Below are 26,550 nucleotides of genomic sequence, written 5' to 3' on the forward strand. Positions count from 1 at the left end.
TGGGATGCTAACCGTTGCACCGAAAAGTTTAATAGGCAATATTCTTCTTGAAAAGGGTGCCATAAGTCAACAGCAGCTAAGGGAAGCCCTAAATAACCATCGTCAGACCGATCAACCTTTGGGACAAGTACTTGTTGATTTGGGTTATGTCACTAAGAAACAAGTATCCCAATATTTGGATTACCAGGAGCAAATGGAAGAAGAAGTCATTCATATACAGGAAATTGATAAAGCCCTTCTAAAGCTCTTCTCGGAACAGATCCTTCGCAGATATAAGATATTTCCTCTTTTTAAAAAGGGCAATAAACTAACTGTTGCTATGGCGGAACCAGCCAATGTGATTGCCATTGATGATTTAAAAGTGATTTCCAATCTGGATATTGTGCCGGTGGAGGTTCAGGAGCAGATCATTGAATTAGCCATAGACCTCTACTACGACATTACAAAAAGGGAAGTAAACGATAAAGAACAAAGATTAGTCATTACGGATGAAGAAGAAGTCCCCATTATTCAGTTAGTTTACCAAATCATTGACAGGGCCATTGACCAAGGGGCCAGTGACATTCATATTGAACCTCAGGAAAAGAGAGTGAGGATCCGATACCGTATTGATGGGATGCTGATACTGGGCATGGAATTAGCACCTACACTAGATAAAGCCATCATTTCCAGAATAAAGATCATGTCGCAACTGAATATTGCCGAAAAAAGAGTACCCCAGGATGGCCGCATCCAGTATGGGAAGCAAAGCCGGAATTTTGATCTGCGGGTTTCCACTATGCCCACAGTCTATGGGGAAAAGGCAGTTATTCGGATTCTAAATCCCGAAAGCATAAAAAAATACCAGCTTGCACAATTGGGATTCTCCGCCTATAATTTGAAGAGCTTTCAGAAATGTCTTAGGGCCACCAGTGGGATGGTACTAATTACCGGCCCCACAGGTTGTGGTAAAACAACAACCCTATACGCTATTCTAAATGAACTAAACCTTGAGGACAGAAATTTTAGTACCATTGAAGACCCGGTAGAATACCGTCTGGAAGGAATTAATCAGACCCAGGTTAATACCAAGACGGGCATGACCTTTGCCGTAGGGTTACGTGCTCTTTTGCGGCAGGATCCAGATATCATTATGGTGGGTGAAATTCGAGACCGGGAAACTGCTGAAATTGCTGTAACTGCAGCCGGTACAGGACACTTGGTATTTTCTACCTTGCATACTAACGATGCACTGGGTGCACTGGACAGGCTTATTCACATGGGGCTTGAGATTTTTCAAGTGGCTTCCTCTGTATTGGTGGTTGTAGCACAGCGCCTGGTTCGCAAGCTCTGTCCCTACTGCAAGGAGGGCTACTTAGTTGAAACCAAGTCTCCTGAATATGCTTTTTTACAAAGCACTCCTTGGCAGGATCATATTTTTTATAAAGCAAAAGGTTGTGTGCATTGCAACTTTATTGGCTATCGCGGGCGCATGGCCATACAAGAGGTGTTGCAAGTTAATGGTAATATCCGTAAACTGCTGGTAGAAAGGGCTCCTAGCGGTGAATTAAAGAAAGCAGCCCTCCAGGGGGGCATGACAACCCTTAAAACTGATGGTATAGAGAAGGCCCTTCAGGGCTTAACCAGTATCCCAGAAGTTATGCGGGTGGCCTATTCCGATGAGGAATAGGAAGGATGTTCTAAAAACTTGTTAAGTTATTGCCTATTTTATATTTAAGAATCTTAAATATATTAATTTTAATTCCTGATTCTGCAGGGATTTTTTTATTGGTGTTGAAAATACAGAATAATTTGTAAATATTTTTCATTTTTTGAAATTTGAAGGGTGATATCTATGGCTGTGTTTTTTAAATATCAGGCCAAAAAGTATTCAGGAGAAGAAGTTAGGGGCCGGATAAAAGCAGATCATAAAAATACAGCCCTTCAGATGCTCCGGAAACAAAGACTTTTTGTTACGAAAATATGGCAAGTACCTGAACCAGGGTATCTGTCTGTAAAGATAAAATCAGGGGTACAGGTCAAAGAGTTGGCTCTTTTTTGTCGTCAATTTGCTACTCTAAGCAGTTCTGGAGTACCTATCGTTCAGAGCCTCTATCTTTTAAAAGAACAGACAGGGAATAAGGCTTTAAAGGGTGCTCTGGAGGCTATTGCAGAAGATCTCCAGGGGGGTAAGTCCCTGGGCCAAGCATTATCAAGTCACCACAAAATATTTTCAGCCTTTTTTATTAATATGGTTGAAGCGGGGGAGATGAGTGGCTCCCTAGATCATGTTTTGGACCGTTTGGCAGATTATTTTGAAAGGGCCTATGAATTAAGAGAAAAATTTAAAACGGCCATCACCTACCCTGCTTTCATCATGTCCATGGCAATATGTACCATTGGTTGTGTTTTTATCTTTGTTCTTCCCACCTTTGCCCAAATCATCATAGAATTACAAGCTCCGATTTCTTTGCCCACAGCCATCGTGATTCAAATCAGTGAATGGTTAAAGGGAAATTGGGTTAGCCTATTATTTTTTCCTCTTTTGTCAGGGTTATTGTATAAAAAGTATACCCAGACTCCCCAGGGGAAAAGGCGCTTGGATTACCTCACTTTGCAAACGCCTGTTTACGGAAAAATTGTTAAACAGATGAATATCGTACGTATCTGCCGGACGCTGGCTATTCTTTTGGAAAGTGGCATTACTCTGATGACAGGGTTGGAGTTAATAAAAAACCAAACACGAAACACCCTTTTCAAAGAAGCCCTGGAGCAGGCCATTGAAAGTCTAAAAAAAGGAATTGGCTTGTCTGTACCTCTGCAAGAAAGTAGCTACTTTCCTCCTATGGTCAGTCATATGATTCGAGTGGGAGAGGAAACCGGAGGTTTAGATACGGTTCTGAGAAAAATTACAGATTTCTATGAAAAGGAAGTGCATCGAACCATTACCCGTCTGTCGACGTTATTGGAACCTGTCCTAATTTGTTTGATTGGGGGGATCATTAGCTTTATTATGATTTCTATTTTAATGCCAATTTTTAGCATTATGGATGCCATGTAAGTGGTTTATAAGAATACATTAGGGGAGGGGAAGTGTAATGAAATGGGTAAAAAATAACCGGGGTTTTACCATGATTGAGATTTTGGTGGTGATCACGATGATTGGCATTTTATCTACCATTGTTGTTCCCAAAATAACCAGTCAGATGGACAAACCCAAAAAAAGTAGGGCCATGATTGAGATTAAAACCATAAAGGATGCCCTGGACATTTATTTTGCAGAAAACAGTAGCTATCCAACCACTCAAAAAGAAATAGCTGAGGTTATGCGGGATAACGGAGTACTTGGGGAAAAATTCGGCAAATACAGTGCCCTGGATCCTTGGAAGAATCCCTACTATATAAAAATTACGACTAATGAGTACACCATCTGGTCAGAAGGGCCTAAAACAGGTACAGAGCTAGATGACATTGTAACGACTAATGAAGATACAGAGGTTTATGTTGATAAGAACAATAATCTAGACCCTTCAACAGCCACTACAGATTCCACCAAAAACGGAACTATCTCAACGGAGGGTTCATAAACCTTTGACATGAATACAAAATTTTATAAAAAACTCCTTAGCGTATTTGGTAAAAATCAGGCCTTTAGCCTGGTTGAAGTTATCATATCCCTTCTCTTTATTACAACCATTCTAGCCATTGCTTTACCAAAGCTAACCAATTCACTGGCACACTATCAAACCATTACCACCGTTCGTCAGCTTGTCTCAGACATTCAATTTACCCAGCAATTGGCCACAAAAAGTGAGGATCCCTATGCTGGCTATGAAATATTTTTCAAACCTACCAAAGAGCAGTACCTAATTCTACATGGCACCAAAACTTTAAGAACTGTAACATTTCCCAACGCTGTGGATTTGGCCGGCACAAATCTTTCACAGGGCGGCAAGATAAACTTTTTATCCTTTAACATCCAGGGCAACCCTTTGAATGCAGGAACCATCACCATTATTAATCGAAGGTCCGGCAAAGGATATTTTATTCATATTACTGTCCTAACTGGCAGAATACGGGTTGATACTACTTAGGGGTGATGACCAATGAGTGGGGGCAAAATTACCGGGCAAAGCAAAGGATTTACGTTTATTGAAGTATTGGCAGCCATGTCTATTTTAATGATAGTTCTACTACCCATTACCACGATTTTATTCCAGACAAAACGCTTTAACATGGAGAATGAACGTAAATTAAAGGCCAGGCAGTTGGCCCAGGCTAAAATAGAAGAAATAAAAGCAATGGATTGGCAAAAATTTAAGGGGGACTTTTTATTAGAGCCTTCTTATGCAACCTCGGAAGAACCTGCCTCCTTTGGTTCGGAGTATCGGGACGAAAAATACCTGGCAGATAACGATATAAATCCCAGGAATGATTTTACCTATCGAGTTCGACTTTGGCCTACTGAGTATAGCTATCTCTATACCGTACAGGTAACGGTTTATTATCAGGAAGCAGGAAAAGAAAAATGGCAGACCCTTTATACCGAAAAACTTCGCCGATAAGCTGGCTTAAAGGCTTTAACAAATCTGGCTTTAGCCTGATCGAGGTATTGGTGGCCAGTGTTATCTTTGTTGTGCTTGTAAATATTGCTTACGGATTACTGTTTAGCAGCCTTTTCTCCTATTTTCGCCTCAGTAACGAAAGTGACGTATTGGCACAATTGCGCATCGCGATGAATCGTATGGAGAGAGAGGTCCGGGAGGCAAGATGGTTAACCAGCAACACCAGTGCTTCAGTCCTTAAATTTCGTCTACCAAAACATATGACACAAGCCAACCAAGGGATACCCCTTACATACTCCAGGGATAAAATAATCTCTTATTACGTTAGTAATGGGCAATTGTTACGGCAAATCTATGATATCCCGCCCACAGGTTTTGATGGGAGCGCCCCCAACCGGGGGGATCCCGTTGTTCGCTATAATGAGGGTGTCAATGTCATTGCCCGCAATATTCAATCCCTGGAGTTAACCTACTTACCTGCTGAAACAGAAGATCATTCATACAAAACAGCGGTAAGGATTACAATCAGAGGACAAGCCCCGGGGTGCAAGACCCTGCTCCTGACCTCAACAGTGGGAATAAGAGCACAAAGGGGTTGGTGATAAAATGGCAAATCCTTTAAAAAATTCCCGGGGCCAAGCCCTGCTCTTTGTTATTATGATTTTATTGCTGCTTAGTTTGGTTTGTACAGCGGGGCTGAAACTGATGCAAAACGAAAGGCTTACCATGAAAGGATCTCAGGAGGAAATACAAGCCTATTACCTGGCAGATGCAGCCATGGAAAAGGTTTGCGCCATCCTTAAAGACAACGTAGGAGTTCTGGATCGATTTACCCTCAATAGAACCTATGGCAAGTTCGAATTAGACAGTTTGCAAAAGGCACTGTCCGGCAAAGATGCAGTCACCCTTCAAGCCATAAGAGGCCTAATTAATTTACCCTATGCCACATTGGAGGTAACTAGGGAAAAGGGCGGGTCTTTCACACCAGTAGAAAATAGCCAAGCAGGAATTATACAAACCATTCAACTTACCAAGACATCAGCAAGTGACAATACCTATCAAATCAGAATTGAAGTGACTGGAAAATATGGGCCTGCCAGAAGATCCCTGGTGACAAATATCAGAGTTACTGCACCCTTGAACCAGTACCGGGGGATTACGGTACAGAATTCACCGCAGTTAACCAATGACTGTACCATCCATACACCTATGTTTATTCTGAACAGTGTTGTATTTCAACCAACAGGTTGTTTTTATAATAATGTTTACATAAAAGGAAATTGTACCCTGCAGCAAGGAAGCCGTTTAACAACTGGGAACCTTCAAGTAATGGGCAATGTTACGTTGGATGCTGGAGCTCAAATTACTGGAGAACTTATGGCCAACGGTCATGTTTTCCTTAACGGGGATGTACATGGTGGACCGGTTAGGAGCAGTGGCAGTGTGACCGTTGACCAAGGGCATGTAGGGTATCCGGTTACCTTGGAGAATGGTGATACTGAATGGAATGGGGATATCTATGCTGCGGGAAGTATCACACCGGAAGTATCCGATCAGTTTGGTACGGCCTTTCCCCAGCAATCCCAGGCCATTATTAATAGTTTTTTAGAATACCCCCTTGTTGACAGTACCTGGTTTGCTAAAAACTGCGATTTTTTTTATACCTCAGATCAAAATCTTCGGGCAGAGGAGTTAGCTCAGGGAATTCATTATGTAATGGGCAATGTGACACTGACAGGGCACTACCAGGGTAACCTAACCCTAGTCGCCTCAGGCAATGTAACCATTCCTGCCGGAGCAACCCTCCAGGCGAAAAACCAGCAAACAGATTCTCTGATGATAATTTCAACTGGCAGTGTACAGGTGGAAAATCAGGCCCAGCTTGAGGCCTTGGTCTATACCGGACAAACCATGCAGTTAGCAAACCAAGCACAACTAACAGGGACTATTATTTGTAAAGATTTCATCTGTGATGGTGCAGTGGTATTTAATCAACCATTGCTTAACACAATTCACCCGGCATGGATCACCACCAACATAGAAATTTTATCCTGGCAGGAAAAATATCCGGTATTTAAAATGAATTAGCTTTAGTGAGGTATAAGGTGAAAAAATTTTTACAAAAACTGATTAAACCAAGAGCCTGTTTAACGGCGGTGGATATAGGAACCCATAGCCTAAAACTGGTTAAAGTAAAAGATAGCCAGAGGGTTCCTATTATTACCACCTGTGCCAGCATACCCGCACCTCCCTCCAGGGAAGGAAAACTGGCTGAACAAGAAACGGCCCAGGCCATTGGCCGCTTGGTTGAAATAGCAGGCATTAATGATAAGAAGGTTATTACAGCCATAGCCGGTTCTAAGGTCATTACCAGGCAAATTAAATTGCCCTTTATGGAGGACAAAGCCTTGGCAGACACAGTGGAAGCTGAGGCCGCAAAGTATATTCCTCTGCCTGTGGAGGACCTGATAATACGTTATGTAAAGCTGGGTAGGGAAGGGGGAACGGACCTACTGAATATCATGTTAATTGCTGCTCCCATAAGTCTGGTGGAACAGTATTATTATATTTTTTTAATGGCAGGTTTAACCATCAAAGCCATTGATTTGCAAGCCTTTGGACTTTGGCGCTTATTTTCTTCCCAGAATACAGGCACCCTGGCCGTTTTGGATATTGGTTTGACCTATGCTCAGGTTTTAATAATAAAAGAGAGAGAAATAAAATTCCTGCGGGGAATAACAATTGGGGAACAGGCTTTCCAAGAAAGTAGTCTAGGGCAAGATTACTACTTGACCAACTTGGCCGAAGAATCCAACCAACCACATAACAATGCGTTGATTCAGGTACCAAATGCTATAAAAGAATTATCTTTGGAACTAAAACGATCTTTAGACTTTTACAGTTCCCAAGTTGCAGGAGGCAAGGTAGACCGCGTTATTTTAACCGGCGGCGGTTGCCGAATACTTGGCGTGGATAAATATTTAAGCAATGCCTGTGGCATACCTGTCCAAGTGGAGGTGCCGGTTTTCTGGCAGGGATATGGTGACGGCAAGTCTTCAGATTTTCCCTATGATCCTTCCTATGCAGTTCCTCTGGGGCTTGCCCTGAGGGAGGTAAAATCCCAATGTACAAAGTAAACCTATTACCCAACCATTTATCACCATCGGAAGCAAAGTACGACCCCAGGAAGAACTATTTTATTATGGGAACAATACTCATGCTAATTTGCCTGTTAATTGTTTATGGCTTGTTTTACAGCAAGCTAATCCTATTACAAAGCCAATTGGAGCAGGAAACCAAAAACCTAGTGGAACTGCGGGAGAAAATTCAACCCATTCAAAGGTTGGCCTCAATGAACCAAAGGAAAAAAGAACAATACCTCACCCTTTCTACAATGATTAAGAACCGCCTGCTATGGTACGATTTGTTGCAGGAATTGCCCCTGGCCTTGCCCATGGATACCTGGTTAACAGGCATAGAAATAAAAAAGGTGGAGAACATGCCACGGGGTAGCGGATTTGTGTCATCTGTTTTAGAGCTGCCAGCAAGGGCTCAAAAGAAAGAAAGCAAAGAAGCCACTGCCGATATGCACCAGTCCCCGCCGGTTCCCAATATGATATACCTATACGGTGCCACCTGGTCCATGGGGTCTGTGGGTGTCCTGGTGGATAACCTGGGCCGGCTTCCCTATTTTGCAAATGTCATGTTGGTTGAAGCAAGATATGATCAGCAGTGGAAGGTAATAAAATTTGAACTGGCTGCCAGGGTCAAGGGAGGGGAGCGGCATGTTCAAAGGAGTACTTCTCCTAAGTCCTAGGGAAAAAGTGTTGCTGCTTTGCCTCCTTTTCATGCTGCTTTGCACAGGTTTTTATAGGCTGGTTATCGAGGGGCAGATGAATCAGTATAGTGAAGTGCAAAGCAAACTGCAAATCACACAGCAAGAAGTAAGCAAGTTAAAAATGGTTTTGGCTCGAGAAAAGCAACAACTAGAAACTGCCAAAGAAATGGACAAGAAACTTAACTCTCTGTTACCACTGTTTAATACCCGCTTGTACACGGGGGATGCTCTGGCCTATCTAAATTGGAAGGCCTATGAAAGCAAAGTTTTTATACAGGACACCAAGCCAATGCAGGCTGTGGATAGAAAGCTATACTTAGAAATTCCCTTTACCCTGAAAGTTCAGGGGTATTATAACAATATTGTTGACTATGTAAAGGTTTTGGAGAACTTACCTAACATCTCGGAAATCCGCCGGACAGAATTTCGTCCATTGAGTAAAGCTGCTGATTTTCCTGGCTCTGCCAATGGAGAGAGCTCGTTACTTGAAAATGGAGTTATCACTGCTGAACTGGATCTGGTGATTTTTTCTGTTAAGGAAGAGGGACAAGCTTTGGAGCAGGGTAAATTACTTATGGACCAGTGGAAGGTAGGCAGGCATAACGCCTTTCAATCAGTGGAACCCCTTTCACCGCTGGAGGCTATGACAACGCCCTGGATGGATTTCCTGCCGGAAGAAAAGGAACGAATTGGCAATCCTTGAAATATACTATAAAATAGTAGTAATGCTCTATTGTATAGATTCGTTTTAACAGGCAGAAACTAGAAAGGATAAATAGTTTGCCTGATTTTAGGAGGGAACCCGTATTGGTTGAGAAAAATAGTTTAAAAGAAGTATTAAGTGTTGCCCTGTCCAATGGAGGCGACTTTGCCGATATTTTTATGGAAGAAAAACAAACTACGGGTATTGGTATGGAAGCCGGCAAAATTGAGCGGGTTCATTCCGGGCTGGATGCCGGTGCCGGTATCCGAGTATTGTCCGGGGAAGTTACTGCCTATGCCTATACCAATGACACCAGTAAGGCAGGTCTGCTGGAAGCTGCTAAAATTGTTAGTCATGCTGCCAAGGGCAGCAAAAGAGACCTTTCCATGGATCTAACGACCCTGAAACCTCTGGTGGATTTTGCAATCAAAACCCGGCCGGAAAGTGTCCCTACCACCAGCAAAGTAGAACTGGTGAAGCAGGTGGAAAAGGCCGCCAGAAATGTGGATAAAGAAAAAATCAAGCAGGTTATTGTAGGTTATGGTGACACCGTACAAAGGGTTACCATGGCCAACAGTGAAGGGGTCTATGTAGAGGACGAAAGAATCCGTACCCGTATGGTGGTAAATGTGGTGGCTGCGGAAGAGGGTGTCATCCAAACAGGCTACGATGCCATTGGTAGCCATGCCGGTTTTGAATTATTTGAGGAACACAATCCCGAAGAATTTGCCCAGGTAGCCGCTAAGCGAGCTGTTAGTATGCTCCGTGCGGTGCCTGCTCCCTCTGGTAAAATGCCGGTGGTTATGGCCGGAGAAGCCGGTGGTACCATGGTTCATGAGGCCTGTGGTCATGGCCTGGAAGCAGATCTAGAACAACGGGAGTTGTCAGTTTATACTAATAAAAAGGGACAGCAGGTGGCCAGTGAACTGGTAACTGTAGTGGACGATGCCACCCTGCCCAATCGTTATGGTTCTTACCGCTTTGACGATGAAGGGGTGCCCTCCCGTAAAGTAACCATGATTGAGAATGGTATTTTAACGGATTATTTGTATGACCACCTGACAGCAACCAAAGAGGGCAGGCAGTCCAATGGTCATGGGCGCAGGGAATCCTATCAGCATAAGCCACTGCCCCGGATGGGTAATACCTACATTGCGCCGGGCAAAGAAGATCCGGCAAAAATTATTAAGGACTATAAAAGCGGCCTGCTGGTAAAAAAAATGGGTGGTGGCCAGGTGAACACCACCACCGGGGATTTTGTCTTTGATGTGGCAGAAGGCTATCTAATAAAAGACGGTGAAATTGGCCAAATGGTCCGTGGCGCCACCCTTACGGGCAACGGTCCCGAGGTATTGAATATGGTGGAGCGGGTTGGTTCCGACTTGGGCTTTACCATCGGTACCTGTGGTAAAGACGGCCAGGGGGCACCGGTATCCGATGCCCAGCCAACCATGGCCATCAAAGAATTGGTTGTGGGTGGTACTGCCCATGGTGATGACGGTAAGCAACTTAGCAGAAAGTTGGAAGAAGGCTATGGCAAGATAAGAAGACTATAACAAAATTAAAAGAACCTTTGTTCTCTGGGTGTTGCAATGTCAATGTAATTGGTATATTCACAAGTTCAATCAAGAGTTATAGATGGCCCTACTATTGCTCTTAAGTAGGGTCATCTATTCTTTAAAAATTCTTAGGTAAAATTAAACTAAACTTTAAATAAATAAAGTATCATATATAGGAAATTATATTTTTTTGCAGAATTCCTGAATCCGTGAGTTACCTATTCTGTAACCTTATCTTTCAGTAAAATATGTAAAAATTTATATTTTAAGAATTGCCACTAGCATTTAATGAATCTCTCAATAGTATTGAGCTTAAATTTGGCAATAAAAATCTAAGCACTCCTTTTAGTGCAAAGTTTTATCGTTCTGTGGATATTTCTATCTTGCTAAACACACAGAGTAAGCTTGTTTAAATGTTTCAAACCAGGGACTGTGCTTTCCAAATCGTAATTTCTTCTTTCTTGCATGTGAAACTAACCGTGATGCCAACGTGATTAAGTTCTGAATCACCGTCCTAATCCTACGGCGTTCTGCCTGCTTTCGCAAGGGCACATGCTGCATTCTAGTTGTTGATTGTCCTATCATGCGCAACAGATTGTAGGCCACTACTCCAAAATGTAGTATTAGGTTGTTAGTGTCAAATTTGCCAGAGGGCAGTCTTTCTAAATCCAGGTCTGTCTTAAGTTCGCTGTGAAACTGCTCACTGGTGCCATGTTCGTGGTATAGTCTTTCGATTACATGTGGAGGGTCTGGCAATGAGGTCCAATAGGTTTCTGCCTCCACCTGGGGTACGAGAAATATCTGGCCATCTTTACCAAAGGTTCTTTCGGTAATTTTGTAAACTACCCTGATTTCTCTTTTCAGCTCCTTTTTGTATTTCATCATGGAACCATAGTAGACTTTTTTACCTTCACGTTCCTGGCAGTAAATATCTTTATTGTTCTTTGCCAATAGTAGCCACCCTTCAGGGGTTTCTTTGCGAAGGTTTCGCTTAATAATGAAATCAGCCTTAGTATCATCATTTAAGCAAATTTCAATATTACTAGCGCTGTCATTGCCTGAGTCCATCCTTAAAAGCAAAGGCAACTGGGTAATTTTTCTGGCATAGCGAATGCTTTCGGCAACGAATTCTGAGGTGTTCTTTTGGCAATGTTCACTCCCTTGGCGTAGCTCAGTATTTACGCAATAACCTTCCTTTGCTAGATATGCAAAGATGGGAGCGTAACCATCGGTGCCTTTGTAGGTGCGGGAGACCCCTTCTTTTTTGGTGTTGGAGTTATCAAAGGGAGACACATCAATATCTAGTGGAAGATAAGCTCTATTTTCTTGACCCAGGTACACTGGGGTTAGTGGTGCATTTGTTTTTTTGATTAGCCCCGCAGATTCTTCCAACAGGATATTATTCCATTGCTTATCTTTAGCAACCATATCTAATCGTTGGCGAAGGGTTGGGCTTGACGGTGTCTCTTTGATGTTTAACGAGATTGCAAAGAAATTATCTTCTCGAAAGGGTTCAATGTGGTCAAAATCACTCTTGCCTTGGCATAACAAGCCAATGTAGGCAATACCAACACTTCCATTAGAAATATGGGGTTTCTTTTGTTCAGCAGACATTGTATTGTTCAGTCGTGTTTTTATCTTGGTATTAGTCAGTAAGGCTCCGATAAGAGCTAAGCCCGAATGGGTGGTTAGCTCTTCGTCACCTTGTTCAATTTCAAAGATAGTGAGCCTATCATCGTCTCTGTTTTTGGTTTTGATTTTCTTGTTTCTTATCTTTTTCATGTTGCACCCCTGAGGTGAAGATTAGAAATATCGATTAGATGTATATTTCTACATATTCCTTCATTTCCCTATAAATTATGGGGTGAGGCAGAAAATTACTTTACGGATTCAGGAGAATTATAATACGTACTAACATAGTACAATAGAATCCTTTATAGTTTAATGTAATAAAATTAAAAGGCAAACTTTCCGAAAGGAAAGGACGCAAAGCCACGGGCCTAAGGACATTGTCTATGGTAGCCGGGCCGCCTTAGGAAGATCCAAAGCCCTAAGTTTTCAAACTTGTGTTTTGGATTTTTTGCATTTAATAATAAGTTTTATAGTAGGGGATTTGTTATGAAATTTACCCGTGGTTTTTTAGGTACCTGGTTAGTAAATGAAGGTATTATTAGCCAGAAACAGTTGGAAGATGCCCTGGAATATCAAAGACAGCACCCGGGGAAAACCGGTGTTCTGGGTAAAACCCTGGTACAGTTGGGGTTTTGTTCAGAGGACGATATAGCCAGAATCATTGCCAAGCAGGCGGGGGTTCCCTTTGTGTCACTGGAAAACCATACCATAGACCCTGCAGCTATTACTGCCGTGTCTGTAGATGTTATGAAGCGCTATAAAGCCCTGCCCCTGGGTTTTAGTGAAGGAAAGCTGATGGTGGCAATGCAAAAACCTACGGATATTGTAGCCATCGATAATTTACGTGTCTTAACAGGCTTTGACATTAAGCCAGTGTTTTCTCCCGATAGTGAATTGGACGTTGCCATTGAAAAATATAGCAGAGAAGCAATGGAATTTAACAAGGTTGAAGAAGAAACACCACAAATTGAAGAAATTACAGCAAATATAGATGACGACCAGAAACCGGCTGTCCAGTTAGCCAACATGATCTTATCCCAGGCTGTAGCCGCCAAGGCCAGTGACGTTCATATTGAGAGATATGAACAACGCATGAGGGTACGCTTTAGAATTGATGGTGTATTGCATGATATTATGGAGCCGCCGGTAAAGATGCATGCCTCCCTGGTATCTCGCATCAAGGTTATGGCTAATATGGATATAGCCGACCGCAGGATACCCCAGGACGGACGTATATCCCTGAAAATTGAAGGGAGACCCATTGATATTCGTGTGGCTACCTTACCCACCAGTTATGGTGAAAGGTTAACCATGCGCCTGTTGGATAACTCAGCCAGAATGATTACCCTGGAAGAACTTGGTGTAGCACCCAAAATTCTTGAAAGATACCGTGAGATTGTTCAATTACCCTACGGTTTCATACTGGTAACCGGGCCCACCGGCAGTGGCAAAAGTACCACCCTATATGCCAGCCTAAACGCTGTGGATTGGGTCGGTAAGAATGTTATTACCATTGAAGACCCTGTGGAATACCGGATGGAAGGCGTAAACCAGATTCAGATTAATCCCCAGGCAGGTCTTACCTTTGCCTCAGGTCTTCGCTCCATCCTGCGCAGTGACCCGGATATTATCATGGTGGGTGAGATTCGTGATCAAGAAACTGCAAAAATTGCCATAGAATCGGCCATGACTGGACATATGGTCTTTGCTACCCTACATACCAATGATGCCCCTGGGGCCATCAGCCGTTTAACCGAAATGGGAATAGAACCCTTTCTTACTGCTTCATCTTTAGTATGTGTTTTAGCCCAGCGCTTGGCCCGGGTCCTTTGCCCCCATTGTAAGGAAGCCATTCAGTTAACCAGAAGGGATTTGGCAAAGGTGCCGGACTTCCCCTTTGCAGAAGGAGAGGACGTGGTTACCCTATATAAGCCCAAAGGCTGTATGCGTTGCAGCAATACCGGCTTTCGAGGCAGGGTAGGAATCTACGAACTATTATTTGTTACAGAGAAAATTCAACGCCTGGCCCTGGAGAAGGCCTCGGCCAAAGAAATAACAAGTGCCGCCCTAGAAGAGGGCATGGTTGTTCTCCGGCAGGATGGTTTGTTAAAGGTAAAACAAGGTATCACTTCGCTGGAAGAAGTATTGAGGGTGGTTGTTTAACATGGATAGCCGAAAAATACCGGATATCAATGAAATATTAATACGCACCGTCGGCATGAACGGTTCAGACCTGCACTTAAATGTGGGGACATCTCCGGCGGTACGGGTTTATGGCGAACTTGTGCGGATGGAAGATGTACCGAGGTTGCTGCCCAAGGATATAGAGGATATCATTTATCCCATTCTTCAGCCACACCAAAGGGAGCAACTGGAGAAGGATTTGGAACTGGATTTCTCCTACTCAATTCCAGGGGTAAGTCGCTTTCGTGGTAATATTATGTGGCAAAGGGGAACGCTGGCTGTAAACTTCCGAGTGGTAGCCATAAATATCCCACAACTGGATGATTTAGGCTTGCCGCCAACCGTCAAGGAATTTTCACGCTTACCCCGAGGGTTGGTGCTGGTGACTGGACCCACCGGCAGCGGCAAATCCACCACCCTAGCTTCGATCATTGATCTAATTAACCAAGAAAGAAGCTTAAACGTCGTAACCATAGAGAATCCCATTGAATTTTTGCATAGTCACAAAAAATCCATTATTAAGCAGCGGGAGGTGGGCATTGATACCCACTCCTTTGCCAACGCCCTACGTCATGTACTGCGCCATGACCCCGATGTTATTTTAGTTGGGGAAATGCGGGACTTGGAAAGTATCTCCATAGCACTTACTGCCGCCGAAACGGGTCATTTGGTGTTTTCTACCCTGCATACCCAAACAGCCACCTTGGCAGTGAATCGTATTGTGGATGTGTTCTCAGAAGGCATGCGTAACCAGATCAGACAGCAACTGGCAGATTCTTTGCAAGCTGTTATTGCCCAGCAGCTGATACCCCGAGCGGACGGTAAGGGTAGAACCATTGCAGTGGAACTTTTACTCAGCAATCCTGCTGTGAGAAATTTAATTCGTGAAGGAAAAGAGCACCAATTGTATACGGTTATGCAGACTTCCCGGAATACCGGCATGCAGACCATGGATCAAGCACTGGCAACCCTTTGTCTAACAGGGAAAATTAGCCGTAACATGGCCCTTGAGCGCTGTGTTGATAAAATTGAACTGGAACGGGCCTTGAACAGAGGCTTCTAATAGATATGGTATAGAAACAGTTATATAAAGCGGGTGGGGGGGTAATATGCCTTTATACTCCTACGAGGCAATGGATAAGCTTGGCAACACAATTGAAGGGAAATTAGAGGCAGAAGACGAATGGACTGTGGCATCCCGCCTAAGCAAGATGGGCTACACAACCCTAGAAGTGGAAGAACTAAAAGAATCAGTCATTAAAACATCTTTTGGTAAGCGTAAGGTTAAGCTTGGCGAGTTAGCCTTTTTCAGTCGTCAATTGGCCGCCATGCTAACAGCAGGGATTCCTTTAACTCGTTGTCTGTATACCCTCAGTGAGCAAACCAGTAACCCTATACTGGCCAGTTGTGCTGGTGAAGTTGCCAGCAAGGTTGAGAGTGGTATTGGTTTTTCGGAGGCCCTAAGTTCACATAAAGCTATTTTTTCCACCATGTATATTGAAATGGTAAAGGCGGGGGAAATGAGTGGTTCCTTAAATGAAATTTTAACAAGACTATCCCTACAACTGGAGAAGGATAAGCTGCTGCGAGATAGTTTAAAGGCGGCGACCTTTTATCCCTCCATTGTTCTAACCTTTGCGGGTCTTGTAATTCTGGCTATGATGTTTTTTGTAGTACCGATTTTTATTGGTATGTTTCCCCCGGGTATGAAATTACCCCTGCCCACCCAAATTGTGGTGGGGCTCAGTAATTCAATGCGGAATTATTGGTATCTACATGCCTTGGGCTTTGTGCTGACCATTCTGGGTCTTAAAATATATTTGGGCAGTGAGTTGGGCCGTAAAACTTGGGATGAAATAAAATTTCGCCTACCCATCTTTGGGGAACTATTTAAAAAGGCCACCATTGCCCGTTTCAGTCGCATGTTGGCAACACTGCTTGGTGGGGGTATCCCTGTGTTACAGGCCCTGGAATCTGCCGGGCCATCCTCTGGCAGCAGGCAGGTGACCGAGGCGATCCGAATGACAGGGACACGGATTCAGGAAGGGCAGAGTATCGCTACCCCCTTGAAGGAAAGTAAATTCTTTCCTCCTATGGTAATAAATATGATTGCGGTGGGAGAGGAAACCGGTCAACTGTCGGTTTTGCTGGGAAGGGTAGCTGATTTCTATGAGGAAGAAGTAGCCACCATGACCAAAGGTCTTTCTTCTATCCTGGAACCCCTGCTACTGATCATCGTTGGTATTACCATCGGGGCCATTGTAATTGCCATTTACCTACCCATATTTTCTGTTGTAACGTCGGTAGGCAAATAGGTGTCAAACAGAATTATCATATTGCAGTTTATGGAGAGGGTATCTTATGGCATTTTTTAAACCCGCTGGTGCAGTTGGGCTGCAGATAGATACTGGCATAATCAGGGTTGTGGAGTTAAAGGGGACTGCCCGCTTTGCATCACTGGTTACTGCTGGGCAAATTGACATTCCGGACCACGCTGTGGTTGATGGAATCGTTGTTGATGTGCAAACCGTGGCACAGGCCATCCGGGATCTATGGGAAAGGCATAATATTAAGGATCGTGAAGTGGTACTGGGAATCTGCAATCAAGGCGTGTTTATGCGCTACACTACCTTCCCCAAAATACCGGACAAAAAACTGGCACAGGCCCTGCGGTTTCAAGCCGGAGAATATTTTCCCATTGATAACTCGCAACTTGTTTTTGATTATGCTGTGCTGGGTGAGGATAAAAAGGCAAACAATATTAAATTAAAAGTACTGCTGGTGGCTGCCAGAAAGGATTTGCTGGATATCAGCCTGAGGACCTTGGAGGCCGCCCATCTACAGCCTAAGGTCGTAGATATTTCTTATCTTGCTTTACTGAGAACACTCACCAGAGAGCAGCTTTCAGATAGCCTTGTTCTGGTGGACCTAGCCAATGGTCTTACGACCATTCAACTGGTACATGAAGGGATACCACGTTTTTCTAGGGTAATATCCCATTCCCTGCAATCCTATGCCCGTGAGGTAAATGTCCCGTTGGCTGATGAAAACCTGACCTCACTGCCCCTGGTGGCTGCAACGGAGGAGGTTGCTGCTAGAAGCTATACAGGCTTTAATACTCCTGAGGATTGGAGCACCACCCTGGCCAATGAAATTCGATCCTCAGTTAGTTATTACCTGGCCCAGGCCAATGCAGGTTCAGTGGAAATAGTTATCCTCAGTGGCAGAGGGGCACGTATTTCCGGACTTGCGGAACGTCTGCAGGAGGAACTGGGAGTTCGTGTTGAAGTGTTGTATCCTCTAAAAAATCTTCAGGAGAGTCTTCAAAGTAATGGGTTAGGTTTTGCAGATATAGGTACAGATTTTACCTCTTGCATAGGTCTGGCTCTCAGGGGATTGGGGGAATAGCTACATGGACATAAGGATAAATTTGTTACCCCCGGAAATTAAGCATCAATTTGAGCAAAGAAAAAAGCAGCAAAGGTTAATGATAATATCTGCAGTAATTTTAGCAATATTTGTTTGTGTTATGATCGGGCTCCAAATTGGCACGCAAAAAGTTAGAAGTGATATAGCAAAGCTGCAGCAACAGAAGCTGGGTTTAGAAAAACAGGTAACCCTCCTAAAACCATACCAGGAGCTTCAGGCAAAGAAAGAAAAGGTGGATAAACGTGTTAGGCAAGCAATGGGTACGTCTGCCGATTACACTCCACTGCTGGAGGGGATCGGCATATATATGCCGCCCAATGTCTGGCTTGAGGAATTTTCAGTCAGTCTGGAAAAGAAAAATGACAAGAATGCATCTCAGAATAATTTGATGTTAAATAAAGATAATGAGATGTTAGATAAAGTAAATAAAGTGGCAGATGATGTGGTAAACAAGGGTTTCTCTAATAACGGAGATCAGGATAAAAAGAAAGCTGAACAACTTGTTTCCTACGGGGAAGTTTATATCAGGGGCTATGCTTTAGATCACTTTTCCGTCGCCAATTGGCTTAAGGAACTGGAAAAGATACCCCAGATAACGGGTATTCGCTGCCAGTTCTCCTCCGAGGAGGAGACCGCTGGAGAACTGCTCACAACTTTTGAAATAAAGGCTGCCCTGGTACAGCCCAGGGATACACAACCATCCGGCCAAAGGGTGGGTGAATAATTAGTATGAAGCAAAAGAAATCGCAGCAATACCTTACTGCACTTTTAGCAGTCATCGCCGGTGTCCTAATGGTTTTCCTTATTTATCATCAGTTAATGTCATTAAAAGCGGCCCGGCAAGAGGCTTTGTCATTAGAGTCAGCCTTAACACAAACCAATTCCCAATTACAGTCCCTGGTAAAACTGCAAAAACAAGCGGTTAATATACAAGAACAGATCGATAAACTGGAACAGGTGATGCCTGCTGAACCATTGGAAGATTTACTTATCAAGGACTTACAGGCCAATGCCAGTATCCATGATCTCCACCTGCTTGAGATTTCCTTTGATGACTATATTAACCAAAAGGACTATGGGGAGATACCCTTTAATTTCACACTGGAGGGCCAATATCTGGGCTTGCTGGATTTTTTAAAGGATTTGCAAAGGGGGCCTAGGGCTGTGCTGATTAAGGAAATAAAGATAACCAAGGAAGAACCTGACTTACCGATTATAACCATTAATGTAACCGCCAGTACCTTTTTCACCAATGAATAAATTTTGAGAAAGCTTTTTTGGCCAGGGGGAAGGTAGCTATGCAGAAGAAAAGCCTGAAAGATATAGAAATAAACAAAGAACTATTTCAGCAGATATGGAAGAAACTCAACGAAACCAAAGTTGAAGATATCCTTCCCTATCTTAAGAAAAATAAAAAGGTTGCCTTAGGGGCGGTTTTCCTGCTAATTACCCTGGTGGGGTTAGTCTATCTGGTAAAGTTAAATATGGACACCTTTAAGTCCCAGAATGGACAGACCGCAGAAGTTTCCCCGCCGGCAGGGGTTAACCCCAAACTACCGGTATCTACCTTTTTACCCCAGGAAAAAAGAACCCTTGGGCAGGCAACAACCCTAAAGGACCCCTTCGCCGGCAGAATGAAGTTAAAGGGCATCATGACCGGCGGTGGGGGAAGCAACCTGGCCATCATTGAGCTTGGCAACACCTCCTATATTGCCAAACCGGGAACGGAAATAAGCAAGGGGCTGTTTGTGGAAGCAATAAAACCCGATTTAGTCATTCTCAAGACCAAAGAAGAAAGAATGTATCTGGAATTCAATGGCCGCACAAAAACAGAGCAAATTAGCAAGGACAAACCAAAGGCAGAAGATAAGGCAAAAGAAGAGCCTGCCAAGGATAAGACTAAGGATACCACTGCCAGTGATAGTAATAAACAATAGCAGAAAGGGGGATAGGATATGTCACTGATAAATAATTATCTAAGACAAAGAAAAAAAGACCTCATAAACGTTATAAAAAAGACACTGTTTATTGCATTTATGTTAACACTTATTTCTTATCAGATTGGTATAAGAGAATCCTTTGCTGATTCAACTCCAATTAAAAGTGATAACGACCTTCCCACCTTCACAGAGGCTGCCTCTGACAATGGCAGTCAGGGGGGATTCTCCCTGGACGTCAGGGGTGCCGACCTGCGGGATGTCCTTTCTGCCTTGGCCATAAAAATGGGAGTTAATATCATCCTGCTGGGCACAGAGCCAATAGAAATGGATTTTCAGGCGAAGAATATCTCTCCCAAGGGAGCCTTTGAGCTGATTATCCAAAGCAAAGGATTAGCCTATGTACAGAACGGAGACATCCTGATTGTTGGCACACCGGCAGATTTGGAAAAAGACTTTTTTAGTCAGATGATCTTAACCAGATTTGATACATATCATATTACAACCGACAAAGTGCAAAAGATGATTGCGGATCTCGGTGTACAAGGGGTTAAAAGTGTTCTTGTTGATACCAATCCTCATATTATATGGGTTCAGGGAACCGCCGAGGGCTTGGAAAAAGTTCACGAACTAATTGCCAATGTGGATGTGGAAGAAGTTAAAGAAAAAACCATCGAAGAACAGCAAGCCCGGTTTGTTTATACACTAACTAATGTAGTAGCAGCAGATGCAGCCACCCGCCTAGAAAAATTTGGTTTTAAAGATATTGTTACCATTGCAACGGACGGTGACCGCTACGGGCACGAACTGATGGTGATCTGTCCGAAAAAGATTGAAACCGAAGTAAAGACCGCTTTAAATAACATCGACGGAACCCGTAAAAGAACCAGGGCTCCTGTCCTAACGGCCAAGGGTACCTATGCCCACCAGGCTTTAGCTTCAGCCCGGGATCTCCTCAGCGAGATCAGCGGCGTATCCGCCGGCAACATGAATATCTCCAGAAACCTAGGCCCCAGCTCAGAACCCATCCATGTGCTGTGGGTAGAAGAAACACCTGATAAAATCAGGATGCTCAAGGACTTGGTGACAGAAATGAAGCTGGAGGAAATTACCCAAGGTGACTCCGATAAAAAGGATTCTGAATAAAAAATAAGATATTTTTGATTTGAAAGGGGGTGAATTGGATGTTAAAAATTGCAAAAATGCTTCGCAACAGAAAAGGCTTCACTCTGGTGGAGTTGATGGTGGTAGTTGCAATTATTGGTATTTTAGCGACTATTGCTGTACCAATGTATAACAATGTTACAAAAGATGCTCAAGATGCCGCTAATGAAGCAACTGCAAGAACACTTAATGGAGCAATTTCTATGTATATGGCCAAACAGACTAGTACAGAAGTTGCAGCCTTTGTAGTTAAGGATAAAGCAGGTGTCCTTGCTGAGTTAGTTGCTAAGGGGTATATACAAGCAGGTGCTGATGTAACAAATTTGAATTTTACTGATGGTACTGCTACACCCCTTAAAGCACCTGTTTATGTTGCACCTTAAACTTAAGAATCTAGGGCTTTAGAGCTAGGTACCATATTTGCTCTACAAAGTAAAGCTCCTGACGTCGCTTCACTTTGCTAAAGTGCCAGGCACTTTACTTAAGCAAAGGAGTACTTTTTTATGTTGTGCAAGGTCCAAAAAGGGTAACTTGTTAACTTAATTACTGGAAACAATTACGCCTCCTGTTACGAATATAGCAGTAGGCGTTTTTTTCTGGGGAAGGGAAACCTAGAGAAATATTTGAAGCCGAAGAAAGGATAGTACTTTCCCCAAGGTTTAAGTACTCTTAAAATCTGTATAAAATTTTAAGGGTTATAGTGGTGAAACCATATTTTATACGATATTATAAAGTATAAAAATTAAAAAATTCTTAGAGGTATGCGGTGCCATTGGCACAAATCATAGCCCATGGGAATACCCGAGAAATAGTTTTTGACCTTCGTTAAGGGAGGTAGATAACATGTTTATTAAAAACCAAAAAGGAATTGCTTTGGTTTCAGTACTTATTATTCTGGCGATTACATCCCTGCTGGGAACTACAGTATGGTATGCCAGTTCTCAGGAGACTTTATCCTCTGAACAGGTTGAAAACCGGACGCAAGCTTATTACTATGCGCAATCAGGGGTGGAAATGGCTTTAAGTTATATTAAAGATCTTTGCCGTGAAAATAAAGTCATACCCTCAAAAAAAGTTTTTTATGGAGATCTTAATGGTGCTCTTAGTGAAGAACGAAATGACAGTTATAATATTGAAACGGAAATATTATATGAGGCAGGTACCTTTACTGTTAAGTCCGTTGGTATTGTAAGAAAGGGTCAGACTGGGGCTATACAAGCACAGGATGACTTAGCGTATGAGATTAGCAGAGATACCGTTTTACAAATGCTGGGGGCGGGAGGCGGTAATGGAGGTAGTGGTGGTCCGATCGCTCTGTTTTCGAATAAAGGGATACTTTTTAAGGGTAGTGCTGAAATAAGTGGTAATGTATTGACGAATACTGTAGAAAGTGGCCATGTTCACTTTCAAAATAATAAAACAGGTATATTTAACGGTAATCTATATATTGGTCCAGGAGCAAATAAAGAGAAAGTTGTAACGTATAGTGGTGGGGGTGAAGAAACCAAAAACATACCAAATGGCAAGATTGATTATCTCCCTGCACTACGAAGTTATCCCCTACCTGCTTTTCCAAACTTTCCTGAAGATTTGACATCAAAAGACAACCTTGTAACAGAACCAGGGGCGATTTCTGGTAAGGTAGCTGACAGCAATGGTAATGGAATTGGTGATGTAGCAATTTACCTGAGTCCGAGTATACAGGGGAGTTTGGTTAAAACAAATGTAAAAACAACCAATGATCCAGGTTGGAAAAAAGGCCATGGGACATGGGCGGCCTATACTGGAGAAGGATCTGGACATCAAGAGGGAACAGTGATTGTTACACCCATGAAGGATGGGTATACTTTTGATCCGCAGTTTCGAGAGGTAACAGGACCGATGTCAAACGTGAACTTCTTAGCAGTTCCATCTAATGCTACCTATAATACGCCACAGATAAACTCAAACCAGACGTGGTACTGGAAAATAGACGAAGACGGCTATTACGATAAGATCTCAATAAAAGGTGATAGGACCCTGTGTATTGACTTAAAGGGGGAGACACGGAAACTCCGTGTAAAAAACCTGGATATACAACAAGGGAATATTGTTCTGGTTGGAGAGGGAAGACTTATTTTATACGTTGAAAATGATTTTAACCTTAGTGGAAGCAGTACGATTAACGCCAATGGTGAAAGCAATTCTTTAATTATGTATTATCAAGGAAAAGATTCACTAAAATTTGCTGGAGATACACGATTTAAAGGTTCTATTTATGCCAAGAATGCTAATATTTCTATCCAAGGCAGTAATAATATAATTGGTAATGTTATTACAGGAGGAAAGTATGTTTCTGTACAAGGAGATGCAGATGTCTATCCTATGATTTTATATGCACCAAAGGCTGAACTTACAGTTACAGGAAGTGGTAAAATATTAGGTACTGTTGTAGTTGATGATTGCATTGTACAGGGAGACTCTCGGATAACCGCTAATAATCCACTGGATACAACAATTTTTAATTCATTGGAATGGGGGTCTAATGGTCCTCCCTCTCTATCGGTAACAGTGGAAGAACCATCAAGATTAACTTGGAGGGGATATGGTCAATGGATAAAAATTTGATTTTCGGACAGTGAATTATTTATTGTATTCACAAAGATTTTTTTATTAATAACTAGTTAGAAACATGAATCAAAATTTTGGGTCAAACTAAACTATATTTATAAACATCTATGCGAAAAATGACAGTACAAATAGCAAAGTGATGTGAGGTTATGAAGGGATTATCCCAAGATAAAGGGTTTACGCTTGTAGAATTGTTAGTTGCTTTGGCTATTTTGGCAATTCTTATTGTTGCATTCACCACTTTTTTTGGGTGGAATATAACAAGTATTTTGGAGACAGGTAAAAGAAGTGAAGCTATTGCAAATGCAGAGAAGAAGCTGGAAGAATTGTACTATAAGGAAGACAGAGAACTGTATTTTACCAATAAAACATATCTGAATGATCCGACTGAGGGCGAGTATGTAGAAGATCCTGATAATATTAATTCTTATGATGGACGGAATAGGAAATTTTGCGTAGAGCCTTATGTTAGCGGGGTTGTTAAGGGCTATACAGTTACTGTGGTGGCCTTTTACCAGAACGGACAGCGTCATGTTACAATTTCCTCATTTATAGAAGCTGATTAGAGGGGGCATGAAAAATCTCTTTACCATTTAAAGAACAAAGAGGGATCACTTTAATTGAGCTTTTGATTACTTTGGCCATTATAGGTGCAGTAATTGCAGTTAGCTACAGCTTTTATTTTTATGTTAACAAATCCTTCATGACCTCATCCAAGCAGTCGGAAGTGCAGTTTAACGTCCGAATGGCCAGTGAAAGAATAGAGGATATTGTCCGTAGTGCTAGTGAAATGGAGATTCAACAGGACTATACCAGTGTGGCAGGAAAGGAAGCCATCTACATTGAAAATAGTTCTTTGAAACATTATAAAGATGGATCATCTACAGATCTTTTGGGAGGTAATTATGGAGATATAAGTTTTCATATTTCTTTTAATAAAGTAAGCGATGGTATATTAGGCTATACGGTAACTGGAGAAATAGATGGGGAACACTCTTACCAAATAAGTAAGGATGTATGGATATTAAAGATAGAAAAGATTACCGGGAATTCTGGAAAGGCCATTATCTTTAAGCCCTAATATTGGAAAACTATTAATTAATTATCTTCCAATATTAAACAAAAGGTCTAACAGGGGAAGAGAATCTGTTAGACCTTTTTACTTTTGTTAGAACAAATTTTATACCTTAAAAATGGTTATACTGCTACCCAAAGAAAAAATATTCCTCATCTACGGGGGTAGTACTACTGAACTTATTATTTCTCATATGCTTACTTACCTTAGTTGATCTACTGTTAACCCATTATGGCTTGAGCCTAGGCGTTATTCAAGAGGCCAACCCTTTACTATCTAAAATATTAGATAACAACCCTACGCCTACCGTCATAGGGGTATTTTGTTTTGTGAGTACCGCTTGCCTTTTCCTCTACAGTGTACGCCACAGAATTAGCTGGCTTCCTTCGGCATTAAGGCTGCTTTTGGTAATCAAGCTGGGTGTTATAGGTTTACATTGTAGGTGGTTGATGAAAATTGCCTTATTGTAGTTTAAGTTTCATAAAATAAACCTCAACATCGTCGTTACGATTCTGAGTCCACTTCATCTTTTCGATACACCAACCGGTGATTATGATGCCGTTGTTCGTCTGCTGGATAGAGAAACTTGGGTCAAATTTATCTCTGGCCAGGGTCTTATCCCATAATTTCTTGCCTGCTTCATCCGTTTTGACCAGATAAAGATCAAACCCTCTCCGATCCTTTGCAGTGGTCCAGCCGGCCAGCAAGTAGCCGCCTTCTGGGACTTGCTGTACCGATTTACCCACAGCCCAACCGTTCCCACCGTAGGTTTTCTCCCACTGAAGATTACCCGCATTGTCTATCTTTAGCAGATACGCATCGGACCCCGTTGGGTTATAGGTAGAGCTTTCACCTGCTATTATGTATCCACCATCAGTAGTCTCTTTTAAAGAGTTTACACAATCCAAGCCACTTCCACCAAGGGTTTTTGCCCACTCCTTTTTCCCCTTGCCGTCTACCTTAGCTAAGTAGATGTCAAAACTGCCGGCTCCTGTGGAATTGGTCTGACCTACCAGCAGGTAGCCACCGTCCTTGGTTGCTAAAACACTGACTCCGCTATCGGAACCCTTGCCACCTAAGGTTTGCTCCCACATCAGTTGTCCCTGGTCATTGGTCTTAATCAGGTAAATATCCTTATCCCCAGCCCCGGAGGAGGTAGTTTCCCCCACAATGATATAACCGCCATCGGAGGTTTGCTCCACCCAAGTGCCGCTGTCATCACCACTGCCACCATAGGTCCTATACCATTTTTTCTGGCCGGAGGCATCGGTTTTGACCAGATAGACATTTTTGTCTAGGCTTTGGTTGAAGGATTGGGTAACACCGGTTAGGATAAAACCATCATCTTTAGTTTGTTTAATAGAAAGTGCTCGGTCGTCACTGCCCCCGCCATAGGTTTTCTGCCACTTCAATAAACCTTTGGCATCCAGTTTAAGCAGATAAGCATCATATTTACTATGTCCGTGCAAATAGGAGGACATTGTCTCACCCACCACAACATAACCCCCGTCAACCGTTTGCAGGGCTGCAGTTCCTCGGTCAGTCCCGCTACTGCCGGCCACTTTCTCAAATTCAATTTCCAAACCTGCTCCCCAGGCTTGAAGTGAATGAAACGGGATTAAAAATAGCGATACCAACAGAATTAGGAAACGGGTTTTTATTTTCCTTAACATCATTAAATTCCCCCTTGTACGGAACACTGGAATTACCAATTTAAATAAATTGACTAACACATATTCTAATTATACAAAAAAGATGTGCTTCTTAATAGAAAGCTACAGGGGTTTTCACAAACTTAGAAGAAATAAAGATTGACATGCTTTTTTTTCTACTAACTTTTGAAAAGCAGATGGAGGATTTTCATTGTCTAAGGTG

Annotated in this window: 26 protein-coding genes and 1 riboswitch; of the genes, 24 read left to right on the top strand and 2 right to left on the bottom strand. The window is 42.6% G+C overall.

The window, feature by feature from the left end; genetic code table 11:
* The first annotated feature begins 4 nt into the window (after nt 1-4).
* The 11 genes from DRED_RS05540 (at nt 5) to DRED_RS05590 (ending at nt 10,641) form a co-directional block, all read left to right on the top strand.
* Nucleotides 5-1,669, top strand: a complete 1,665-nt coding sequence (locus DRED_RS05540) for a GspE/PulE family protein (protein WP_011877384.1) — start codon at nt 5-7, stop codon at nt 1,667-1,669.
* A 165-nt stretch (nt 1,670-1,834) separates the two neighbouring features.
* A complete protein-coding gene (locus tag DRED_RS05545) occupies nt 1,835-3,040 on the top strand; it encodes a type II secretion system F family protein (protein ID WP_011877385.1) in 1,206 nt (401 codons plus the stop codon).
* A 37-nt stretch (nt 3,041-3,077) separates the two neighbouring features.
* A complete protein-coding gene (locus DRED_RS05550) occupies nt 3,078-3,566 on the top strand; it encodes a type II secretion system protein GspG (RefSeq protein ID WP_011877386.1) in 489 nt (162 codons plus the stop codon).
* 9 nt (nt 3,567-3,575) lie between these two features.
* A complete protein-coding gene (locus tag DRED_RS05555; RefSeq protein WP_011877387.1) occupies nt 3,576-4,073 on the top strand; it encodes a GspH/FimT family pseudopilin in 498 nt (165 codons plus the stop codon).
* A gap of 12 nt (nt 4,074-4,085) precedes the next feature.
* Nucleotides 4,086-4,544, top strand: coding sequence for a type IV pilus modification PilV family protein (locus DRED_RS05560; RefSeq protein WP_011877388.1), 459 nt, complete (start codon nt 4,086-4,088; stop codon nt 4,542-4,544).
* Complete coding sequence (locus DRED_RS05565; protein WP_011877389.1) at nt 4,508-5,146, top strand: PilW family protein; 639 nt, start codon at nt 4,508-4,510, stop codon at nt 5,144-5,146. The genes DRED_RS05560 and DRED_RS05565 overlap by 37 nt, the downstream gene beginning before the upstream one ends.
* A 4-nt stretch (nt 5,147-5,150) precedes the next feature.
* Complete coding sequence (locus DRED_RS05570; RefSeq protein WP_011877390.1) at nt 5,151-6,632, top strand: pilus assembly PilX N-terminal domain-containing protein; 1,482 nt, start codon at nt 5,151-5,153, stop codon at nt 6,630-6,632.
* 17 nt (nt 6,633-6,649) lie between these two features.
* Nucleotides 6,650-7,681, top strand: a complete 1,032-nt coding sequence (gene pilM, locus DRED_RS05575; RefSeq protein WP_011877391.1) for a type IV pilus biogenesis protein PilM — start codon at nt 6,650-6,652, stop codon at nt 7,679-7,681.
* Complete coding sequence (locus DRED_RS05580) at nt 7,669-8,361, top strand: PilN domain-containing protein (protein WP_011877392.1); 693 nt, start codon at nt 7,669-7,671, stop codon at nt 8,359-8,361. The genes pilM (DRED_RS05575) and DRED_RS05580 overlap by 13 nt, the downstream gene beginning before the upstream one ends.
* On the top strand, nt 8,330-9,085 hold the full coding sequence (gene pilO / locus DRED_RS05585) for a type 4a pilus biogenesis protein PilO (RefSeq protein ID WP_011877393.1): 756 nt from the start codon (nt 8,330-8,332) through the stop codon (nt 9,083-9,085). The genes DRED_RS05580 and pilO overlap by 32 nt, the downstream gene beginning before the upstream one ends.
* Nucleotides 9,086-9,189: 104 nt before the next feature.
* Nucleotides 9,190-10,641, top strand: coding sequence for a TldD/PmbA family protein (locus DRED_RS05590; protein WP_011877394.1), 1,452 nt, complete (start codon nt 9,190-9,192; stop codon nt 10,639-10,641).
* A 381-nt stretch (nt 10,642-11,022) separates the two neighbouring features.
* Here DRED_RS05590 and DRED_RS05595 read toward each other — a convergent pair whose 3' ends face one another.
* Nucleotides 11,023-12,426: an IS1380-like element ISDre4 family transposase gene (locus DRED_RS05595; protein ID WP_011876571.1), complete on the bottom strand. Its 1,404-nt coding sequence runs from the start codon at nt 12,424-12,426 to the stop codon at nt 11,023-11,025.
* A 169-nt stretch (nt 12,427-12,595) separates the two neighbouring features.
* Nucleotides 12,596-12,679: riboswitch (cyclic di-GMP riboswitch) on the top strand.
* Between the two features lie 83 nt (nt 12,680-12,762).
* Here DRED_RS05595 and DRED_RS05600 point away from each other — a divergent pair.
* The 13 genes from DRED_RS05600 (at nt 12,763) to DRED_RS19740 (ending at nt 25,145) form a co-directional block, all read left to right on the top strand.
* Complete coding sequence (locus DRED_RS05600) at nt 12,763-14,439, top strand: GspE/PulE family protein (protein ID WP_011877395.1); 1,677 nt, start codon at nt 12,763-12,765, stop codon at nt 14,437-14,439.
* Between the two features lies 1 nt (nt 14,440).
* Nucleotides 14,441-15,523 carry a type IV pilus twitching motility protein PilT gene (locus DRED_RS05605; RefSeq protein WP_011877396.1) on the top strand — a complete coding sequence of 361 codons (1,083 nt, stop codon included), beginning with the start codon at nt 14,441-14,443 and terminating at the stop codon, nt 15,521-15,523.
* A gap of 46 nt (nt 15,524-15,569) precedes the next feature.
* The gene (locus DRED_RS05610) at nt 15,570-16,775 is read left to right on the top strand and encodes a type II secretion system F family protein (RefSeq protein WP_011877397.1); all 1,206 of its coding nucleotides are present in this window, start codon (nt 15,570-15,572) and stop codon (nt 16,773-16,775) included.
* A gap of 46 nt (nt 16,776-16,821) precedes the next feature.
* The gene (pilM, locus tag DRED_RS05615) at nt 16,822-17,868 is read left to right on the top strand and encodes a type IV pilus biogenesis protein PilM (RefSeq protein WP_011877398.1); all 1,047 of its coding nucleotides are present in this window, start codon (nt 16,822-16,824) and stop codon (nt 17,866-17,868) included.
* A gap of 4 nt (nt 17,869-17,872) precedes the next feature.
* Nucleotides 17,873-18,613: a PilN domain-containing protein gene (locus DRED_RS05620; RefSeq protein ID WP_011877399.1), complete on the top strand. Its 741-nt coding sequence runs from the start codon at nt 17,873-17,875 to the stop codon at nt 18,611-18,613.
* Between the two features lie 5 nt (nt 18,614-18,618).
* Nucleotides 18,619-19,149, top strand: a complete 531-nt coding sequence (locus DRED_RS05625) for a type IV pilus inner membrane component PilO (protein WP_011877400.1) — start codon at nt 18,619-18,621, stop codon at nt 19,147-19,149.
* Nucleotides 19,150-19,187: 38 nt separating this feature from the next.
* The gene (locus DRED_RS05630) at nt 19,188-19,826 is read left to right on the top strand and encodes a hypothetical protein (RefSeq protein WP_011877401.1); all 639 of its coding nucleotides are present in this window, start codon (nt 19,188-19,190) and stop codon (nt 19,824-19,826) included.
* 18 nt (nt 19,827-19,844) lie between these two features.
* Nucleotides 19,845-20,972, top strand: a complete 1,128-nt coding sequence (locus DRED_RS05635; protein WP_011877402.1) for a type IV pilus secretin PilQ — start codon at nt 19,845-19,847, stop codon at nt 20,970-20,972.
* A gap of 38 nt (nt 20,973-21,010) precedes the next feature.
* On the top strand, nt 21,011-21,373 hold the full coding sequence (locus DRED_RS19510; protein ID WP_011877403.1) for a competence type IV pilus major pilin ComGC: 363 nt from the start codon (nt 21,011-21,013) through the stop codon (nt 21,371-21,373).
* Nucleotides 21,374-21,833: 460 nt separating this feature from the next.
* Nucleotides 21,834-23,597 carry a pilus assembly PilX N-terminal domain-containing protein gene (locus tag DRED_RS05645; protein WP_011877404.1) on the top strand — a complete coding sequence of 588 codons (1,764 nt, stop codon included), beginning with the start codon at nt 21,834-21,836 and terminating at the stop codon, nt 23,595-23,597.
* A gap of 152 nt (nt 23,598-23,749) precedes the next feature.
* Complete coding sequence (locus DRED_RS05650; RefSeq protein WP_011877405.1) at nt 23,750-24,166, top strand: type II secretion system protein; 417 nt, start codon at nt 23,750-23,752, stop codon at nt 24,164-24,166.
* A gap of 14 nt (nt 24,167-24,180) precedes the next feature.
* The gene (locus DRED_RS17840; RefSeq protein WP_083755141.1) at nt 24,181-24,681 is read left to right on the top strand and encodes a PilW family protein; all 501 of its coding nucleotides are present in this window, start codon (nt 24,181-24,183) and stop codon (nt 24,679-24,681) included.
* Nucleotides 24,682-24,866: 185 nt separating this feature from the next.
* Entirely contained in the window at nt 24,867-25,145 is a 279-nt protein-coding gene (locus tag DRED_RS19740) for a DUF5658 family protein (protein ID WP_420794780.1), read from the top strand.
* Here DRED_RS19740 and DRED_RS05660 read toward each other — a convergent pair.
* Nucleotides 25,137-26,351, bottom strand: a complete 1,215-nt coding sequence (locus DRED_RS05660) for a PQQ-binding-like beta-propeller repeat protein (protein ID WP_011877407.1) — start codon at nt 26,349-26,351, stop codon at nt 25,137-25,139. The two genes, DRED_RS19740 and DRED_RS05660, sit on opposite strands and share 9 nt — an antisense overlap.
* Nucleotides 26,352-26,550 lie beyond the last annotated feature (199 nt).

The organism is Desulforamulus reducens MI-1, assembly GCF_000016165.1.
In the GTDB taxonomy this organism is placed as follows: Bacteria; Bacillota; Desulfotomaculia; order Desulfotomaculales; family Desulfotomaculaceae; genus Desulfotomaculum; species Desulfotomaculum reducens.